We start from the raw sequence: 18,761 nt of genomic DNA on the forward strand, positions 1-18,761 counted from the left end.
AGCCTGTGGATGCCGCTCAGCGCTTGTGCACGGCGTGCCCGCCGAACTGCTGGCGCAGCGCGGCGACCGCCTTCATCGCGGGCGAGTCGTCCTGCCGGGAGGAGAACCGGGCGAACAGGGCGGCGGTGATGACGTTGAGCGGGACGGCCAGCCGGATCGCCTCGTCGACCGTCCAGCGCCCCTCACCGGTATCGTCGGTGTACCCGGTCAGCGTGGCCAGGTCCGGGTCCTCGTCCAACGCGCGGTCGAGCAGGTCGAGCAGCCAGGACTGGACGACGGTGCCCTCCCGCCAGGACTTGATGATCCCCGGCACGTTCGTGACCATCTCGGCGGCGGAGAGCAGCTCGAAGCCCTCGGCGTAGGCGTGCATCAGGCCGTACTCGATGCCGTTGTGCACCATCTTGGCGTAGTGGCCGGCGCCGACCGGGCCGGCGTGCACGAAGCCGTGGTCACCGGCCGGCTTCAACGCCTCGAAGATCGGCATCAGGTGGTCGACGTGCTCCTGCGCGCCACCGACCATCAGGGCGTAGCCGTTCACGTTGCCCCAGACACCGCCGGAGACGCCGACGTCGACGTACCCGATGCCCTGCTCGGCCAGCCGGGCGGCCCGGGGCGCGTCGTCGCTGAACCGCGAGTTGCCGCCGTCGATGATGATGTCGCCCTCGCCCAGCACCTCGGCGAGCGCATCGATCGTCGCGTCGGTGACGGCGGCGGGGACCATCACCCAGACCGCCCGGGGCGACTGCAACTTGTCGGCCAGTTCGGCAAGGCTCGCGACGTCACTGCGGTCGGCGTTGCGGTCGTAGCCGACGACCTCCTGGCCGGCGGCGCGCAACCGCTCGCGCATGTTGCCGCCCATCCGGCCGAGTCCTACCAGGCCGAGCTGCATCTGCTCCTACCTCCGTGCGTCCGGGTGCTGCCGGTGCCGATCAGCGGGACACGCGGATCGGCATGATGAGGTACCGGTACCCAGGGATGACCTCGCCATCCTCACCTGCGGGGGAAATCACCGCCGGCTTGAAGGCGTCCACGAAGCGCAGCAGGGCGTACTGGGCCCCCAGGTTGGCCAGGCCGTCGATCAGGTACTGCGGGTTGAACCCGATGGTCAGCGGCTCGCCGGTGAAGGTGGCCTCCATGGCCTCGCTGGCGCGGGCCTCCTCGGTGCCGCCGGCCTCGACGACCAGACCGTCGGAGCTGAAACTGAGCAGCACCGGGGTGGTCCGCTCGGCCACCAGGGCGACCCGCTTGACCACCTCGATCAGGGTGCTCACCGGCACCCGGGCCTCGGCGTTGCTGGTGGCCGGGAAGAGCGAGCGGACCGGCGGGTAGTTGGCCCCGTCGAGCAGCCGGCTGGTGGTCCGACGGGTGCCGCCGGAGAAACCGATCATGCCTTCGCCGGCACCGCCCTGGGACAGCGCCATGGTCACCTGGCCGCCGAGCGGACCGAGCGCCTTGGCGGTGTCGTTCAGGGTGCGGGCGGGCACCAGGGCGTTGATGCTGATCTCGGGGTCGTCCGGGTTCCACTCCATCTCGCGCAGGGCGAGCCGGTAGCGGTCGGTGGCGAGCATCGCCAGGGTGCCACCGGAGAGTTCCAGCCGGACCCCGGTCATCATCGGCAGCGTCTCGTCCCGGCCGGCGGCGATGGCCACCTGGCCGACGGCGGCGGCGAAGGCGGCGGCCTCGACGGTGCCGGCGCTCTCCGGCATCTCCGGCAGGGCCGGATAGTCCTCCACCGGCATGGTGGGCAGGGTGAACCGGGCGCTGCCGCAGACCAGCTCCAGGTGGGCGCCGACCGCGGCGATGTCCACCGGCTTGGCCGGCAGCGCCTTGGTGATCTCGGCGAGCAGCCGGCCGGAGACCAGGGCGGCCCCGTCGGCGTCGCCCTGCACCTCGACGGTCACCTGGCTGGAGACCTCGTAGTCGAAGCCGGAGACCTGGAGGTTGCCGTCGGTGACCCGCAGCATCACCCCGGCGAGCACCGGTACGGACGGCCGGCTGGGCAGGCTCTTCGCGGTCCACGCCACCGCTTCGGCGAGCGCGTCGCGCTCCACTCGGAACTTCATCAATGCCTCCGCGTCGACGTCAGCGACAACTCTCTCATGCCGACCGCTGCCCACCGTCCCGCCCGACCGTGCGGGTACCCATCGCACCTTAGGGCGCGTGGGCATCGGCTGTGCGCCCGACCCCGTGCTTCCGGTGCCGGGGTGACTGCCGACGGCAGCGCTGCGGCCCGATCCACAGGAAGTCCAACGGTGATGATTGGTTTTTGATTCTTCAGAAGAGATAACTCATCGTCTTCATCGCACCTGTGCAAACTGTGGGTAACTCGCGTCGTCGCAGCTCAGACACGTTATCCACCGGTGGGTTCGCTGTGGAGAACCGGGGGGTAAACCCGGTCGGTGGTCCACAGGCACCCGGTGTCCCCAGAGTTGTCCACCGTTGTCCACCGGTTGTCCACCGGTAATCCACCGGGTTTACCCCCAGCGCTGTGGACAACCGGTCGGACCCGGACCGCCGTCATCCCCAGAACCTTCAACAGGTTGCCCACAGGCCCACCGTCGTCGGTGGACAACGCCGCGGTTGTCCCCAGCCGTCCACAGCACTGTCCCCAGGGTTTGTCCACAGTCTGTGGGTAACCGGCTCCGGACGGAGCGTGGTTATCCACCGGTTGTGGAACAGGGGGTGTGGACAACCGGGCGGTCCTGTGGATAAGGAAGACGGCGTCATGCGCCGATCGTGGCCCCTCGACCCGGTCGAGGGTCAACCTCGCTGGGGCGTACCGCCACGCAAACGCCCGGCCGAGGGCATCGGCCGGGCGTCGGTGGTGCAGCGGGAGTGGCGTACGTCTCAGGTGTTCTGCTTGATCCGGTTGGTCAGCTCGGCGATCTGGTTGTAGAGCGAGCGCCGCTCCGCCATCTGCTGGCGGATCTTCCGGTCGGCGTGCATCACCGTGGTGTGGTCGCGTCCGCCGAACGCCTGCCCGATCCGGGGCAGCGACAGGTCGGTCAGCTCTCGACACAGGTACATGGCCACCTGGCGGGCGTTCACCAGCACCCGGGAACGCGAGTGCCCGCGCAGGTCCTCCAGGCTCACCCCGAAGTACTCCGAGGTGGAGATCATGATCTGGTCGGCGGTGATCTCGGGCCCGGTGCCGTCGGGGATGAAGTCCCGCAGCACCTCCTCGGCCAGCGACAGCTCGACGTTGGAGCGGGTCAGGCTGGCGAACGCGGTGACCCGGATCAGCGCCCCCTCCAGTTCCCGGATCGAGTTCGACACCCGGGAGGCGATGAACTCCAGCACGTCCGGTGGGGCGTACAGCCGCTCCTGGGCGGCCTTCTTCTGCAGGATCGCGATCCGGGTCTCCAGGTCGGGCGGCTGGATGTCGGCCAGCAGCCCCCACTCGAACCGGGTCCGCAGCCGGTCCTCCAGCGTCGCCAGCTGCTTCGGCGAGCGGTCGGACGTGATCACGATCTGCTTGTTCGCGTTGTGCAGCGTGTTGAAGGTGTGGAAGAACTCCTCCTGGGTCCGCTCGCGGTTCTCCAGGAACTGGATGTCGTCGATCAGCAGGATGTCGACGTCGCGGTAGCGGCGCTGGAACGCACTGGTCTTGTCGTCCCGCAGCGAGTTGATGAAGTCGTTGGTGAACTCCTCGGTCGAGACGTACCGGACCGAGCGGGCGTTGCCGAGCGTCTGGGCGTAGTGCCCGATCGCGTGCAGCAGGTGGGTCTTGCCCAGCCCCGAGCTGCCGTAGATGAACAGCGGGTTGTACGCCTTGGCCGGTGACTCGGCCACCGCGACGCTCGCCGCGTGGGCGAACCGGTTGGACGAGCCGATGACGAACGTCTCGAACATGTACTTCGGGTTGAGCCGGTTGCCGCTGGACTCCGTACCGCCGGGGCGTCGGTCGCCGGCACCGGGACGGTGGTCGACGCCGGCCCGACCGGGCCCGCTGTCGGTGGCGCCGTCGCGGGCCAGGCCGCGCGGACCCTGCTGGTCACGTGGCGCGCGTCCCTGGTCCCGGTACGCGGGCTCGTAGCCGCGCGGGTCGGTGTCCGGCTCGGCGCGGTGGCGTTCCTCGAAACCGCGCCGCTCGGGGGCGGGGCGGTCCAGCCGTGCCGGTTCGGCGAAGCCGACGCCGAACAGCGTGTCCTGACCGCCGTCGCGGCTGGCCGGAACCCGGGCCGGGCGGTGCCCGTCCGGCTCCGGTTGCCCGGCGGGCGACCGTTCCCCGGCCTGCTCCGGCGCTGGCCCGGCCTCCCGGGGGTACGGCGGTTCGGGTTCGTCGTAGGCCGGCGGCCGGAATCCCGGATAGTCGTCCACGGCCGGACCCGGTTCCACCACGGCGGCGGCCTCCGGCCCGCTGCGGTAGACGGTGCCGGCCGGTCGACCGGCGGCGTCCTCGGCGATCCGGACGGTGACCGCGACCTGGATCGGTCGGCCCAGCCGACGGGTGAGCGCCTCGGTGATGGCCGGGCGCAGCCGGGACTCGATGACGTCCCGGGTGAAGGCGTCCGGCACCGACAGCAACGCGGTGTCCTCGACGATCGCCCGCAGCCGGGTCAGTCGGAGGTAGGCGCGCTGCTGGGCGGAGATGATCTCGTCGGCGAGTTCGTCCGTCGCCGCGGTCCACACCGCGGCAAGGTCGATCGTTCCGGCCACCGTCGTGCCACCCCCTCGCCTCTGCTCCCGGCCGCCGCTGTGGTCCAGCGGATCGTGCCGGGCCCGCCACCGCGTTCGAGCGGGTGGTACCTCTCACCCACCGGACGGCTGACCGGCCGGCATCCACAAGTTATCCACAGCCTGTGTGTACCGACCGATTGTGGCCGCCCGCCGGACGCGGGTCGGACCTGCCCCCCTTGTCGGGGAGGGCGTTGAAGCGGGTTCACCGTGCCGAACGATTCACTGCCGGATCCGGTCTTGCGCTCCGCACGACAACCCGGACCTGAAGCTGACCGCAAACGCGCACGGTAACAGCGACGGCCGGCCGCCATCAACCGACGCCCCCGTCAGGATCGGGACGCGACGCCGGATCGGCGGTGCTGCGGCCACCCCGGAGCCGCAGCCCAGGGTGGTTTGACGGTCATTGCCCCCCTGCGTAGGCTGGAGCGGCTGCTCTGTCGCCCTCTGCTAGGGTGATGGGTGCTCGCTGTCCGTGGTCGCCGCCTCGCCCCGTCGAGGTTCCGTGCCGCCGGGCAGTGCCGATCGGAGGCCACCGCCGAGGTGGTCTGGTCCACCAAACGACCCCGGGCGAACCCGCACCGGGGACGTACGAAAACGGAGAGCCTGACGTGAGCAAGCGCACCTACCAGCCGAACAACCGCCGGCGCGCGAAGACCCACGGCTTCCGGCTGCGCATGCGCACCCGGGCCGGCCGCGCCATCCTGTCGACCCGCCGCGCCAAGGGCCGCACCCGCCTGTCGGCCTGAGGCCGACCGGTCCGGGGACGTGGACAGTCGTGCTGACGGCCGCACAGCGACTGCGGCGTAGCACCGACTTCGCCGCAGCGGTCCGGGGTGGTCGACGCGTCGGTCGTGGCGCCGTCGTCGTCCACCTGACGCTGCCGGCGACCTCCACACCCGCGGCTACACCCCTCGGGACAACCCCGCCGGAGCCGGCGCGGACCACCGACCCGGAGTTGATCTCCGAGTCGAGCCGCGCCGGCTTCGTCGTGTCCAAGGCCGTCGGCCCCGCCGTGGTCCGCAACAAGGTCCGCCGCCGGCTGCGGCACCTGGTCCGCGAACGGTTGGCTGCGCTGCCGGCCGGCAGCACCCTGGTGGTACGCGCCCTGCCCACCGCGGCCGGGACGCCGTACCCCCGGCTGGCGGGCGACCTGGACGCGGCCATCGCCGCCGCCCGGCAGCCCCGGGGCCGGAGGCCGCGGTGAGCAGCAGCCCGATCGTGCCGCCGCGCCGGAGCATGGGTGCCCGGATGCTCAGTGGCCCTATCATCGCGTACCGTCGTTGGATAAGTCCGGCGTTGCCGGCCCGCTGCCGGTTCTACCCGTCGTGCAGTGCCTACGCCCTGGAGGCGGTGACCCGTCACGGTGCGTTGCGGGGAGCCGGCCTGACGGTCCGGCGGCTGTCGCGCTGCCACCCTTTCCACCCTGGTGGACACGACCCGGTGCCGGAGCCGGGCCGCCGCCGACGCGCCGACGTGACTGGAGTCTGAGAATTGAGTCTCGACTGGATCTACTACGCGATCTCGTGGATCCTGCTGACCTGGCACTCGGCGTGGGACGCCATCGGGGTGCCGGTCGACGCGGTCCTCGGCACCAACTGGTCGTGGATTCTCGCCATCGTCTTCCTGGTGGTCACCGTCCGGGTGATCCTCTTCCCGGTCTTCGTCAAGCAGATCAAGTCCCAGCGGGCGATGCAGGCGCTCCAGCCGAAGGTCAAGGAGCTCCAGGAGAAGCACAAGGGTGACCGGGAGACGCTCCAGAAGGAGATGATGGAGCTCTATCGGAAGGAAAAGGCCAACCCGCTGATGGGCTGCCTTCCGATGTTCCTCCAGATCCCTGTCTTCCTGGGTCTCTTCCACGTGCTGCGCCGGCTCGACCCGGCCAAGGAGGCCAAGAGCCTCTACGGCTGGACCGCCGAGCAGTTCGACAGCGCCTCCAGCGCCAAGATCTTCACCGCCCCGATCGCCGGCAAGTTCGGCTCCACCGCCGACGAGCTGGCCCGGCTGGGCGCGAACGGCACCACCGTGAAGGTGATCGCCGGCATCCTGGTCCTGGTCATGATGGGCACCACCTACCTGACCAGCCGCCAGATGATCCTCAAGACCGGCTGGGCCGAGGACCCGCAGCAGCGGATGATCCAGCGGCTGATGCTCTACGGCATCCCGCTCTCCCTGCTGGTCTCCGGTTCGATCTTCCCGATCGGTGTGATCATCTACTGGGTCACCAACAACCTGTTCACCCTCGGCCAGCAGCAGTGGGTGCTCCGCAAGTTCCCGCCGCTGGTGACCAACAAGGGGGTCGCCGGCGGCAAGGCGACGACCCCGGGTGGCCGGAACCCGGTACAGCCGGCCAAGTCCGGTGGTTTCCTCAACCGGAACAAGCCCGTCGCGCAGGTGCCGGCCAAGCCGGCCGCGCCGAAGGTCGCCGGGCCGAAGCCCGGTGCCAAGCCGGTCAACCCGAAGAAGGGCCCGGCCAAGCGCCAGGGTTGAGCCGACGGGCTGCCGTCGGCGGGACCGGCGGCAGCCCCCGGTACGCGCAGCCGCCGTGACGGCAGGCGCCGGACCGGATCCGCCGCGCCCGACGTGGCGGACGGGACTGCCCCCACCAGACGTGCCCGTGTCGAGCCCGGCCCCCTTCAGCCGGCCGACCCGGGAGACCAACGGACCCGACGGTCCGGCCGAGCTAGTACGGAGATGACACCGTGACCGACACCAGCATCCCCAGCGCGGACGCCTCGCTCGACGAGGAGACCGTCCCGACCGCCGCGACCGGTGAGGGTGAGCCCGCCGACGGCGGCAAGGAGAAGAAGTCCGCCGGCGAGGGTGAGTTGTTCGCCCAGAGCGAGATCGCCGCGGACTACATCGAGGGCCTGCTCGACATCCTCGACTACGACGGCGACATCGACGAGCTGGTCTCCGGCGGCCGTCCGGTCGTCGAGGTGGTCGGTGGCCGGTTGCAGAACCTCGTCGGTCAGCGGGGTGCCACCCTGGAGGCGCTCCAGGAGCTGGCCCGGCTGGCCGTGTTCCGGCAGACCGGTTCCCCGAGCCGGCTCCTGCTCGACGTGGGCGGCTACCGCGCCACCCGGCGCAAGGAACTCGCCGCCGTCGCCAAGAACGCGGTGGAGAAGGTCAAGGAGCACGGCGAGCCGGTCCGGCTGGAGCCGATGTCGGCCTTCGAGCGCAAGTGCGTACACGATGTGGTCAACGCGATGAGCGGTGTGGAGAGCGAGTCCGAGGGTGTCGAGCCGACCCGGCGCATCGTCGTCCGGCCGGCGGACTGAACTGGTGCCCACCGACGACGTCACGACCGATACCGCTGCCGGCCCGGGTGCAACACCACCCGGGCCGTCGCCCGAGCGGCCCGTACCCTCGGCGCAGGACGCCGCGCTCCCGGACGAGCTGGCCGCCGCCGCGCGGACCCTCTTCGGGGACCGGCTCGACCTGGCCGTCCGGTACGCCGAACTGCTCGCCACCGACGGGGTGGTACGCGGCCTGATCGGCCCCCGCGAGGCACCCCGGATCTGGGACCGGCACCTGCTCAACTGCGCGGCCGTCGCCGAGCTGATCCCCGAGAACGCCAGCGTGATCGACGTCGGGTCCGGTGCCGGCCTGCCCGGGGTGGTGCTGGCCATCGCCCGTCCGGACCTGAACGTCGTACTGGTCGAGCCGCTGGCCCGACGCACCTCGTTCCTCGTCGAGGCGGTGGAGCGGCTCGGACTGGCCAGGACCGTCCGGGTGTTCCGGGGGCGGGCCGACGAGGCGGCCACCGGAGCGAACGGTGTCGGCCCGTTCACCGCCGACGTGGTCACCGCCCGCGCGGTGGCACCGCTCGACCGGCTCGCCACCTGGAGCCTTCCCCTGGTCGTCCGCGGTGGCCGACTGCTCGCCCTCAAGGGGGCCTCCGCAGCGGACGAGATCGTCGAGCACGCCGGGGCGGTCGCCGCGCTGGGCGGAGGCGAGCCGACGGTACGACTCTGCGGCGTCGATCTCCTCGACCCGCCCACCACCGTGGTGGAGGTCGTCCGGGAGCGGGTGGTCCGTGCCCCCGGCGTGAAGATGGCGCCGAAGCGGTCCCGTGGAGGCCGTAAGCGCGTCCGCTGACCCTGACCTGTCGGTGCCGAGCGCCGCGCGGCGTGGTGGGCTGCCCGACGGGTGGGGGCCACCCGGCCTTCCGGATAACGAAGATGGACCCGCCGCGCCCGTCCCCCGTAGGCTGACCGCGCGTCGATAGTGTGGGGCGGGCGGATGTTCGGGTGCACCGGATACCGATCGCCCCCGCCGGGCCGTACGCCCTGCGGTGCGAGCGCGTGTACGGCAAGCGAGACGGGGTGCGGACCGACCATCCGGAGCGGGTAGGGATGACAGGTGCATGACGACGGCAGGTACGACGACCCACGGGTGAACAGGCCCGAGGGGCCGGGCTCAGGCGTGGACCCTGTTTCACGTGAAACCGACCATCAGCAGGGCTGGACGACCGGCGGGCAGCCCACGATCCGGCCGCCGGAGCGCGATCCCGGGGTACGCCGGGAGCCGCCCGCAGTGGGTGCCGCCCGTCCGGTTCCCGAGTCGTACGTGCCACCGCCTCCCGTGCAGTCCGGCCCCGACGGTCGACCGGTCAACGCTCCGGACGACCGGACGACCACCTCGGTACGACGGAACGCGGGGGCATCCTCGCGCTTCGAGGCACCGGTGCACGGCAACACGCCGCCGGTGCCCGTACAACCCTATCCCGGCGCGGTGCCCGATGCCGTGACCATGGTCGGCGTTCCCGCTCCCGGGACCGTCGATGCGGCGGACGCCGCGTACGTTTCACGTGAAACCCCGACGCGCGAAGAGGATGATCCACCGTTGGCTATGGAGGCGATGCGCGCCGTGCAGATCCTTAATCCGAGTGGCGAGGTGACCATGCCCCGTCCCGAGCGGACCCGGGTGATGTGCGTTGCCAATCAGAAGGGCGGCGTGGGCAAGACCACGACCACGGTGAACCTGGCGGTGGCCCTGGCCCTGCACGGGAACCGCGTGTTGGTGGTCGACCTCGACCCGCAGGGCAACGCTTCCACCGGGTTGAACGTCCCGCACCACACGGGCGTGCCGGATGTCTACGACTGCCTGATCGACAGCGTGCCGCTGGCCGAGGTCGCCCAGGAGGTGGAGGGCATCCCCAACCTGTGGTGTGTGCCGGCGACCATCGACCTGGCCGGTGCCGAGATCGAGCTGGTCTCGGTGGTCGCCCGGGAGTCCCGGCTGAACCGGGCGATCGAGGCGTACCCGGGGCACTTCGACTACGTGTTCATAGACTGCCCACCCTCTCTCGGCCTGCTGACGGTCAATGCTCTGGTGGCCGCCCAGGAGGTGCTGATCCCGATCCAGTGCGAGTACTACGCGCTGGAAGGGCTGAACCAGTTGATAAACAACATCAATCTGGTACGCCAGCACCTGAACCCGAAGCTGGCCGTCTCCACGATCCTGCTCACCATGTACGACCGCCGTACCCGGCTGGCCGACGCCGTGGAACAGGACGTCCGTAACCACTTCGGTGACAAGGTCCTCCAGGCTGTCATCCCCCGCAACGTCCGCGTGTCGGAGGCCCCGAGCTACGGGCAGTCCGTGATGACCTACGATCCCGGATCGCGGGGGGCTACGAGTTACTTCGAGGCCGCCCAGGAGATCGCCGAGCGCGGTGCCAAGGAGCCGGTGAACCGGAATGCGTAGTGCGGACGAGTCGCTGGGAGGCGTCGTATGAAGAACCGTCCCCGGGGCGGTCTGGGTAGAGGGCTCGGTGCGCTGATCCCGACCGGGCCGGTGCAGGAGAGCAGTACGGCCACGGCGACCATGCCCGTGGAGGTCGACCCGGCGCGTCCGGTGATCGAAACGTCCGCCGATCCCGTGAGCCCTGCCCCGTCGATGCCCACCCCGACGGTCAGCGCACCGCCGCAGCCTGAGGAACCCCAACTCAGCCCGGTGCCCGGTGCGCGCTTCGCGGAGATCTCCGTCGACGCGATCGTGCCGAACCCCAAGCAACCCCGGCACGTCTTCGACGAGGAGGCGTTGGAGGAGCTGAAGACCTCCATCCAGGAGGTCGGCTTTCTCCAGCCGATCGTCGTACGTCAGCTCGACGGCGAGAAGTACGAACTCGTCATGGGCGAGCGGCGCTGGCGTGCCGCCCAGGCGGTCGGCCGGGAGAGCATCCCGGCGATCGTCCGGGAAACCAAGGACGACGCGATGCTCCGGGACGCGCTCCTGGAGAACATCCACCGGGCCAACCTCAACCCGCTGGAAGAAGCCGCCGCGTACCAGCAACTGCTGGAGGAGTTCGGCGCCACCCACGAGGAACTGGCCCGCCGGATCGGACGCAGCCGTCCGCAGATCTCGAACACGATCCGACTGCTGAACCTGCCCCCACAGGTCCAGCGGCGGGTGGCTGCCGGCGTGCTGTCGGCCGGTCACGCCCGGGCGCTGCTCAGCCTCGACGAGTCGGAGGCCCAGGAGCAGCTTGCCCTGCGCATCGTCGCCGAAGGACTCTCCGTACGGGCCACCGAGGAGATCGTCGCCCTGGCGCTCAGCGACGGCCCCACGAAGACGCCGGCTGCCAAGCGTCGGGCCAAGCCGCACGCCCCCGCGCTGACCGACCTGGCCGACCGGCTCTCCGACCGGTTCGACACCCGGGTGAAGGTGGACATCGGTCGGAGCAAGGGAAAGATCACGATCGAGTTCGCCACGGTGGACGATCTGGAACGGATCGTCGGCATCATCGGCGTCGGCGAGGAAGAACAGGCGGAACCCGAGGACTGACGACCGTCCGGTACGCCGGTACGGCCTGTCCGCCAGCCTCCGCCGCGCAGTCTTCACTTCGGCCGCGTACCCGCCCGGGTACGCGGCCGATTGCTCGTCCCGGGGAGGTGTCAGGCCGCGCGGCTGGACCGCCGGCGGCGCCGGCGGTCCAGGAGGACACGGGATTCGGCGTGCGGCAGCCGGGGGCTCGGTCCCTCCATACCCCCGCGCATGCGTCGGGCGGACCCTGGAACGACCTCGCCACCGCCGCCGCCGACAACAGTTGGTCCGTGGGCCGGCCTGGCGATGGGAGGCCTGAGAGATGGGACGTCGGGCGTTCCGGTTGGCGCGGTCAGCGGATGGCATCTGGGCAGAGGACCGCGCCCGGAGCGGTGTCCGGCTCGACTGCTGTGGGGACGCGGCGGCTTTTGGTAGCAACGCCCACAAGCCGTTGTTGAACGCCCGGTTTCACGTGAAACCGGGGTGGGGCGGTGGTGCCCGGCGGGCTGAGACCACACAGGGCATCGCGGGAATCATGCTCCGGTGAGGGGCCACCGGAGACGGTTGGAGCCGTCGGGCCCGAGGGTGGTAGGCGCAGCGCCTTGGGTCGGCCCGATCCGCGGGTTGCCAGCGGGAAAAGCCGCGACGGCCGCCCCACCCCTCGGGGGTGGCGTGCTGGCCGCTCAGATCGCCTGGATCACGATGGCCACCGCGACCCACAAGTGGGTCCGTCCGGGAGGTGCAGAGGCCGGCACGATTGATCTGAGGGCCGCCGGCGACCGACTGTGTCCGGCGGGGCGTTGGGAGTGCGGCCAGACGTGTCCGACGCCGCAACGTTTCACGTGGAACAGGGGCCACCCGAGATGCATGACCGCCCGCCGCCTGCGCATCGCAGTCGACCCGGTACCCCGATGTCGACGTCGGCTCTACGGACGTACATTCCCGCTCCGACCGGAACGGCACCCCGACCGCCCTTCGGTCCTCACGGCGGCTTCGTGCGAGCCCACTGCCAACGGTGGGCAGAATCTCGTGGCGGCGACACCTCCGCACGGGTGGTGCTCGAACCGTCAGAGGGCGGGGGATGCCGGGAGCCGGCTCGCACCACGGCGGCAGAGTGCCAGCCCGTGCGACCGACCGCGCCGTCCGGGTGCTGTTTCACGTGAAACCCGTCGACCCGTTCACCTACGGCTTCAGCGCCACGGCGTCGAAGCGAAGGGGAGCGCGGTCGGCGTGGATGGCGAGCGGCCCCCACCACTAGCCATACCGGGTCGCCCTACCTCCTGGATGCGGACAGGGACCGCCCCGCGAGTCGACGATCCCAGGTGTCTGTCGGGGAAAACGGTGGTCGCCCAGCAGCCCGGCGAACCCCTCGATCGTTGAAGAAGACGGACCCCTGGTTCCTGTGAACAGTGCTGTGGATGAAGCACCAGAGTTATCCACAGAAGTTTTCCACAGGCTGCACCCGTTTCACGTGAAACAGCGCGTCAGAACGCACGCCAGCCTGTGGATGACGGGGTGTGCTGGTGATCTCATCAGCCTGTGGACAACCGTCGTGACACCCCTCCGCACGCCCCTGCCGGTCGCCTCCCGTTGACCGAAATCCCCTCATGATCAGCGGCGTTCGGGGTAGGGACAGCGGTCCTCGTCTCGGTTATGGTCAGCGTCGTGCACGACACCCCTCCCCCCTCGGTTCCGGACTTCACCCAGTGGCCGTCGTTCCCCTTCGAAGGTGACCTCCGGGTCAAGCAGCTCGACGAGCCGGTAGCGGTCGAGCCTCCCCGCAAGGGCGAAGGGCTCCGGGAATGCATCGCCTGCAACGCGCCGGACGACGCGTACATCTGGGTGGGTGAACGCTGGCGGGTGCGGGCGATGGACCGTCCCACCGGCCTGCCGATGGTGCTCATCCTGGAGTCGCGGTCCCACCTCGACCTGGGCGACCTGCCCAACCTGCTCGCGGCCGAACTCGGGGTGATGACGGTTCGGCTGGAGCGCGCCATCCGCTCGCTGGACGGTGTCGCCCGGGTGCACGTGAACCGGTGGGGCGACGGGTCCGCCCACCTGCACATGTGGTTCCTGGCCCGGCCGTATGGTCGGCTTCAACTGCGCGGCACGTTCCTGTCGCTCTGGGACTCGATCCTGCCCCCGATCTCGGAATCCCGGTGGCGGGAAAACCTCGCGCACGTCGCGGCCTGGCTGGCCGAGTTCGGTGGACGCCCGCTCGCCGAGCCGCCGCGCATCCAGTGGCAGACGCCCTCCAGCATCGCCGCGCAGTCGTCGGCCGAGGCCGCGGCGGTAGCCGCCGAGGAGGCTGTCTCGGTGATCGAGTCGGCGGAGGAGACCCCACTCCCGGTCACGGAGAACGAGCCCACCCCGGACCTGTCCAGCACCGGGGCGGGAGCACTGGCCGACACCGTGGCGGAACACACGGCGTCGGGGGAAGGCGCGGCGGAAGAACCGAGCAACGGCACCCCGGGCGACGACCCCGACCCGGAGACGGGCCGGGACGCCGACGGTCAGTCCGCCGAGGCCACAGCCCAGCCGGACAGCATGTCCGAGAGTGCCGGTACCGATTCGGTGCCGAGTGACCCCGACGGTCCGGCGACGGACGCCACCGGGACCACCGCGACCGACGAGCCGGTCGGAACCGGAAAGGCAGGCGGCGGAACCGTCACCCGGGACACCGTCCGACCCTGACGGACCGCCGGCCGGAAGCCCGCCGACAGCAGCGGGTCAGGAGCGGCGGGTCAGGAGCGGCGGGCGGCGGCCCGACCGACGAGCGTGCCGAGGACCTGGCCGAGGTCGAGCCCGGCCGCCTGGACCGCCAACGGCAGCAGCGACGTCTCCGTCATACCGGGTGAGACGTTGACCTCCAGCACGTGCGGCTGGCCGTCCCCGTCGACGATCAGGTCGACGCGGGACAGGTCACGCAGCCCGAGCGCGGTGTGCGCGGCCAGCGCCACCTGGGCCACCGCACCGGCGACGGCCGGGTCGAGCCGGGCCGGCGCGTGCCAGGTGGTACGGCCGGCGGTGTATCGGGCCGCGTAGTCGTACACGCCGTTGCGGGGGACGATCTCCACGGGCGGCAGCGCCTGCGGTCCGTCGCCCAGGTCGAGCACGGACACCGCGACGTCCATCCCGGCCACGTACCGTTCGACCAGCGCCGTCGAGTCGTACGCGAAGCAGCCGACCATTGCGGCCGGGAGGGCGGCGGCGTCCTTGACCACGGCGGCGCCGAGGCCCGAACCGCCCTGCGTCGGCTTGACCATCAGCGGTAGCCCGAGCCGGTCCACGATCCGGTCGAGCACCGCCACCGCACCCAGCTCCGAGAAACGGTCGTGTGGCAGGGCCACCCAGTCGGGGGTGGGAATGCCGTTCTCCCGCAGCACCGCCTTCGCCGACGGCTTGTCCCAGGCCAGTCGGGCGGCCCGCGCGTCACAGCCGACGTAGGGCGCGTCGCAGAGGTCGAGCACGCCGCGCAGTGAACCGTCCTCGCCGGTCGCGCCGTGCAGGGCGATCACCACGGCGTCGGGCGGGTCGGCGGCCAGCGCGGGCAGCAACGCCACGTCGGCGTCCCGCAGCTCCGCCTCCACCCCGGCGCTGCGCAACGCGTCGAGGACCCGCCGGCCGGACCGCAGGGAGACGTCCCGCTCGTAGGACAGGCCGCCGGCGAGCACGAGCACGTGCAGGTCGGTGGCGGCGGAACCGGTCACGAGGGAGCGCTCGACGGGGGTGACAGCCATCCCGGAATCATGCCAAGTCGGGGCCGGGGACGTCCGGACCACCCCGCCGGCTCCCGGTCGGCGTGACCGCGCCGAAGACCTGCCGCATGGCCAGCTCCTGCTCCATCACCCGGGCCAGCCGGCGCACCCCCTCGCGGATCCGCTCCGGGGTGGGGAAGGAGAAGTTGAGCCGCATGTTGCCGGTGCCGGTGCCGTCGGCGTAGAAACCGGTCCCCGGCACGTAGGCGACCCGGGCGGCGATGGAACGCGGCACCATGGCCTTGGCGTCCAGCCCGTCGGGCAGGGTGGCCCAGACGAACAGCCCGCCGGTGGGCCTGGTCCAGGTGGTTCCCTCGGGCATCTGGTCGTGCAGCGCGCCGAGCAGCGCGTCCCGCCGCTCGCGGTAGATCTCCCGGTAGACCTTCAGCTGTTCGCGCCAGGGCATCGTCGACAGGTACGTCGAGACGGCGGCCTGCGCGAACGCGCTGGGGCAGAGGATCTGCGCCTCGCTGGCGATGACCAGCTTGTCGCGGACGGCGTGCGGGGCGAGGATCCAGCCCACCCGCAGCCCGGGGGCGAAGGTCTTGGAGAAGGTGCTCAGGTAGAACACCCCGTCGCGGCGGCGGGCCCGCAGCGGCGCGGGCGCGTCGCCCTCGAAACCCAGCTGGCCGTACGGGTCGTCCTCGACCACCAGCAGGCCGGCCCGCTCGCAGATGTCGAGCACCCGTTCCCGCCGCTCGTCGCTCAGCGTCACGCCGGCCGGGTTCTGGTAGGTGGGGATGGTGTAGAGGAACTTGACCCGACGGCCGGCACGGGCCTGGTCGGCGATGGCCACCTCCAGGGCCTCCGGGATCAGCCCGTCGTCGTCCATCGGCACGTGCACGACCTGGGCCTGGGCGGCCTGGAACACCCCGAGTGCGCCGACGTACGTCGGACCCTCGGCGAGCACCACGTCACCCGGGTCGAGGAAGAGCCGGGCCACCAGGTCGAGCGCCTGCTGCCCGCCGACGGTGACCACCACGTCGTCGGGGGAGGCGCCGCAGGAGGCGTCGATGCCGGAGAGCGCCATCACCTCGCAGATCCGCTCGCGCAGCTCCAGGCTGCCCTGGCCGATGCCGTACTGGAGGGTGGTGGAACCGAACTCGGAGCCGAGCCTGCCGAGCATCTCGCCGACCGCGTCGAGCGGCAGCGCGGCGATGTAGGGTGCGCCACCGGCGAGCGAGACGACCTCCGGCCGGCTGGCGACCGCGAAGAGGGCCCGGATCTCCGAGGCGGTCATGCCCCGGACCCGCCGGGCGTACCGGTCGGTGTAGTCGTCGAGCGTCGTGCCGGTCATGACATCACCTCGATCGGGTGTCGGTCGGGCTCCCGCCCGCTGGGGTACCCGCGGTGCCGGCGACCATGGCGGCGCGGGACGCCGGTCGGCCGATCGTAGTCCCCGTTCGGCAGATTGCCGGTCACGATCCGGGTCGGGTCCACATCCCGGACGTCCCGTCCCCGTCCCGGGTGGCCATTCGCGCGTCCCCTCCCGTACGGTCGCCAGTCGGCGTACGATCGCTCGTCGGGGACGCAGCGGGCGATGCTGCCGCCGCGGGCTGGTCTCGCCTCCGAGCCTAAGTGTGGGGATGCTCTGATGTCGCGACGTCTGGTCAGTCTGACCCTGGACACCCTGGAAGACCTGCCTCGCCCGTGCCGGCAGTGCGTCTACTGGGAGCTGGACCCGGTCTCCGCCGAGCGGGCCTGCGCGAACGGCGACCCGGGGCTGGAGAAGGAGGCCTGGGTCTCCCAGACGCTCCTGGAGTGGGGTTCCTGCGGCAAGCTGGCGTACGTCGACGGGATGCCGGCCGGGTTCGTGATGTACGCGCCGCCGGCCTACGTACCCCGGTCGATGGCGTTTCCGACCTCGCCGGTCTCGGCGGACGCCGCGCTGCTGATGACCGCCAACGTGGTGCCGGCCTTCGCCGGGGGCGGGTTGGGCCGGATGCTGGTGCAGGGTGTCGCCCGGGACCTGACCAAGCGGGGCATCAAGGCGATCGAGGCGTTCGGCGACGCGAAGTTCGGTGACGAGCCGGACGACACCCGGGCCTGCGTCGCCCCGACCGACTTCTTCCTCTCGGTGGGCTTCAAGACGGTCCGCCCGCACCCCCGCTACCCGCGCCTGCGCCTGGAGCTGCGCACCGCGCTGAGCTGGAAGTCCGACGTCGAGTACGCGCTGGAGAAGCTGCTCGGCTCGATGAGCCCGGAGAGCCTGCTGCGGCCGGTGCGCCCCGCCCCGGCCACCCGCTCCAGCGCCGGCTGAGCGGCCGCCGACCGGGGCGTCGGCTCAGTCCCGGACCGCGCCGGCCGCCACCACCGCGCGGAGCGCGCTGACGTCGATCGAGCCGGTCGGCACGTCCCGTTCGACGGGGAAGAACATCCGCTGTACGGCCGCCACGAGCGCCTCGACGATCCGGTCCCGGAACCGGGGGTCGACCAGCCGGGCCCGGTCCTGCGGCGAGGTCAGGTAGCCCACCTCGACCCGTACGGCGGGCATCCTGGTCAGCCGCAGCAGGTCCCACGCCTTGGCGTGGGTACGGCAGTCGCGCAGCCCGGTCCGCGCCACGATCTCCCGCTGTACCAGCCCGGCGAGTCGTTCCCCGGTGGCCGAGGTGACGCCGTTGTCGGTGCCGTAGTGGTAGGTGGCGACCCCGTCGGCGGCCGGGTTGACGTGACCGTCGGTGTGCAGCGAGATGAACGCGTCGGCACCGAGGGAGTTGGCCAGCTCCGCCCGGTCGATGTCCGGCAGGCAGGTACGGGGCGCGGGGCCCCGGGTCAGCTGCACCCGGACGCCGGCCGCGGCGAGCCGCCCCTCCAGCCGGCTGGCCAGGTCGTGCACCAGGTCCGCCTCGGTCCAGCGCAGCGTCCCGTCGGGCACCACCACTCCCGGGTCGGTGCCGCCGTGGCCGGGGTCGATGACGACGGTGCGCCCGACCAGGGTCGGCCCGGACTGCCGGATCGCGTCGGATTCGCGCAGCCACTGGGGGCGTCCGCCGACCACCTTGCGGCCGAGCCGGCGCAGCGCGCCCATCGTGTACGGCCCGCAGGAGCCGTCCGGTTTCAGCCCCACCTCACGCTGGAACTGCGCCACCGCCCGCGAGGTGCGTACGCCGTAGACGGCGTCCGCGCCGCCGACGTCGTACCCCATCTCCAGCAGGCGTTCCTGCAGCGACCGGACGTCCTCGCCGATCAGCGGGTCGGGCACCGCGTGGTAGAGGGTGCGGGCGCCGAGCCGCCAGCGGGCGGCGTCCAGGGCCCGCCAGGTCTCGGCACCGACCCGCCCGTCCGCGCTGAGCCCACGGGACTGCTGGAAGGCCCGGACGGCCCGTTCGGTGGCGGCGTCGAACTCGTCGCCGGGCGCGGCGAGAAGGTCCAGGCCGGTCAGGACGGCACGGATCTCGGTCACTGCCGGTCCACGGTCACCGGGTCGGATCGGACGCACGCAGGACCCCCTCAGAGGTTGGCTGCCGGGCACCTTCGATGACGGCCACGCTTGCGCGTCCGGTAGGACCAGCGCTTACGGAGCGTACCGTGACCGGTTGCCGCCGGCCGGGGGTT

At 71.4% G+C, this 18,761-nt stretch carries 16 protein-coding genes; 10 read left to right on the plus strand and 6 right to left on the minus strand.

Translation table 11 applies throughout. The features are described 5' to 3' along the window. Positions 1-16 precede the first annotated feature (16 nt). From gnd to dnaA, 3 genes are all read right to left on the minus strand, one after another. Positions 17-889, minus strand: a complete 873-nt coding sequence (gene gnd / locus ACN265_RS31185) for a phosphogluconate dehydrogenase (NAD(+)-dependent, decarboxylating) (protein ID WP_421410938.1) — start codon at positions 887-889, stop codon at positions 17-19. A 40-nt stretch (positions 890-929) separates the two neighbouring features. Then, positions 930-2,063, minus strand: a complete 1,134-nt coding sequence (gene dnaN / locus ACN265_RS31190) for a DNA polymerase III subunit beta (protein WP_088643664.1) — start codon at positions 2,061-2,063, stop codon at positions 930-932. A 784-nt stretch (positions 2,064-2,847) separates the two neighbouring features. Further along, positions 2,848-4,659, minus strand: coding sequence for a chromosomal replication initiator protein DnaA (dnaA, locus tag ACN265_RS31195; RefSeq protein ID WP_204925524.1), 1,812 nt, complete (start codon positions 4,657-4,659; stop codon positions 2,848-2,850). Between the two features lie 629 nt (positions 4,660-5,288). Here dnaA and rpmH point away from each other — a divergent pair. From rpmH to ACN265_RS31240, 9 genes are all read left to right on the plus strand, one after another. After that, positions 5,289-5,426, plus strand: a complete 138-nt coding sequence (gene rpmH / locus ACN265_RS31200; RefSeq protein ID WP_067300964.1) for a 50S ribosomal protein L34 — start codon at positions 5,289-5,291, stop codon at positions 5,424-5,426. A gap of 29 nt (positions 5,427-5,455) precedes the next feature. After that, positions 5,456-5,884, plus strand: coding sequence for a ribonuclease P protein component (gene rnpA, locus ACN265_RS31205; RefSeq protein ID WP_421410941.1), 429 nt, complete (start codon positions 5,456-5,458; stop codon positions 5,882-5,884). Between the two features lie 44 nt (positions 5,885-5,928). Continuing rightward, positions 5,929-6,168 carry a membrane protein insertion efficiency factor YidD gene (gene yidD / locus ACN265_RS31210; RefSeq protein WP_204925644.1) on the plus strand — a complete coding sequence of 80 codons (240 nt, stop codon included), beginning with the start codon at positions 5,929-5,931 and terminating at the stop codon, positions 6,166-6,168. 3 nt (positions 6,169-6,171) lie between these two features. After that, entirely contained in the window at positions 6,172-7,167 is a 996-nt protein-coding gene (gene yidC, locus ACN265_RS31215) for a membrane protein insertase YidC (protein ID WP_204925522.1), read from the plus strand. A 212-nt stretch (positions 7,168-7,379) separates the two neighbouring features. Further along, positions 7,380-7,958, plus strand: a complete 579-nt coding sequence (locus ACN265_RS31220) for a protein jag (RefSeq protein WP_208565172.1) — start codon at positions 7,380-7,382, stop codon at positions 7,956-7,958. A 118-nt stretch (positions 7,959-8,076) separates the two neighbouring features. Continuing rightward, on the plus strand, positions 8,077-8,778 hold the full coding sequence (gene rsmG, locus ACN265_RS31225) for a 16S rRNA (guanine(527)-N(7))-methyltransferase RsmG (protein ID WP_421411706.1): 702 nt from the start codon (positions 8,077-8,079) through the stop codon (positions 8,776-8,778). A 264-nt stretch (positions 8,779-9,042) separates the two neighbouring features. Continuing rightward, positions 9,043-10,389: an AAA family ATPase gene (locus tag ACN265_RS31230; protein WP_421410943.1), complete on the plus strand. Its 1,347-nt coding sequence runs from the start codon at positions 9,043-9,045 to the stop codon at positions 10,387-10,389. A 27-nt stretch (positions 10,390-10,416) separates the two neighbouring features. After that, complete coding sequence (locus ACN265_RS31235) at positions 10,417-11,469, plus strand: ParB/RepB/Spo0J family partition protein (RefSeq protein WP_204925519.1); 1,053 nt, start codon at positions 10,417-10,419, stop codon at positions 11,467-11,469. 1,644 nt (positions 11,470-13,113) lie between these two features. Beyond that, positions 13,114-14,142, plus strand: a complete 1,029-nt coding sequence (locus ACN265_RS31240) for a hypothetical protein (protein ID WP_421410944.1) — start codon at positions 13,114-13,116, stop codon at positions 14,140-14,142. Between the two features lie 50 nt (positions 14,143-14,192). Here the strand turns inward: ACN265_RS31240 and ACN265_RS31245 are convergent, their stop codons facing one another. Both ACN265_RS31245 and ACN265_RS31250 read right to left on the minus strand, forming a co-directional pair. Then, positions 14,193-15,188: a D-alanine--D-alanine ligase family protein gene (locus ACN265_RS31245; RefSeq protein WP_420116333.1), complete on the minus strand. Its 996-nt coding sequence runs from the start codon at positions 15,186-15,188 to the stop codon at positions 14,193-14,195. 7 nt (positions 15,189-15,195) lie between these two features. Further along, complete coding sequence (locus tag ACN265_RS31250) at positions 15,196-16,503, minus strand: PLP-dependent aminotransferase family protein (RefSeq protein ID WP_204925517.1); 1,308 nt, start codon at positions 16,501-16,503, stop codon at positions 15,196-15,198. A 297-nt stretch (positions 16,504-16,800) separates the two neighbouring features. On the opposite strand from ACN265_RS31250, the gene ACN265_RS31255 reads away from it, so the two are divergent. After that, on the plus strand, positions 16,801-17,466 hold the full coding sequence (locus tag ACN265_RS31255) for a GNAT family N-acetyltransferase (protein ID WP_088643653.1): 666 nt from the start codon (positions 16,801-16,803) through the stop codon (positions 17,464-17,466). A gap of 24 nt (positions 17,467-17,490) precedes the next feature. On the opposite strand, the gene ACN265_RS31260 is transcribed toward ACN265_RS31255, so the two are convergent. Next, positions 17,491-18,645, minus strand: coding sequence for an N-acetylmuramoyl-L-alanine amidase (locus ACN265_RS31260; RefSeq protein WP_204925516.1), 1,155 nt, complete (start codon positions 18,643-18,645; stop codon positions 17,491-17,493). Between the last annotated feature and the right edge of the window lie 116 nt (positions 18,646-18,761).

Source organism: Micromonospora sp. WMMD730 (assembly GCF_049178955.1).
In the GTDB taxonomy this organism is placed as follows: Bacteria; Actinomycetota; Actinomycetes; order Mycobacteriales; family Micromonosporaceae; genus Micromonospora; species Micromonospora wenchangensis.

Excerpts from the sequence above, each read along its gene's own strand:
- gnd (WP_421410938.1), bottom strand. The coding sequence starts at position 889 with ATGCAGCTCGGCCTGGTAGGACTCGGCCGGATGGGCGGCAACATGCGC.
- dnaN (WP_088643664.1), bottom strand. The coding sequence starts at position 2,063 with ATGAAGTTCCGAGTGGAGCGCGACGCGCTCGCCGAAGCGGTGGCGTGG.
- yidD (WP_204925644.1), top strand. The coding sequence starts at position 5,929 with ATGCTCAGTGGCCCTATCATCGCGTACCGTCGTTGGATAAGTCCGGCG.
- ACN265_RS31235 (WP_204925519.1), top strand. The coding sequence starts at position 10,417 with ATGAAGAACCGTCCCCGGGGCGGTCTGGGTAGAGGGCTCGGTGCGCTG.
- ACN265_RS31245 (WP_420116333.1), bottom strand. The coding sequence starts at position 15,188 with ATGGCTGTCACCCCCGTCGAGCGCTCCCTCGTGACCGGTTCCGCCGCC.
- ACN265_RS31250 (WP_204925517.1), bottom strand. The coding sequence starts at position 16,503 with ATGACCGGCACGACGCTCGACGACTACACCGACCGGTACGCCCGGCGG.
- ACN265_RS31255 (WP_088643653.1), top strand. The coding sequence starts at position 16,801 with ATGTCGCGACGTCTGGTCAGTCTGACCCTGGACACCCTGGAAGACCTG.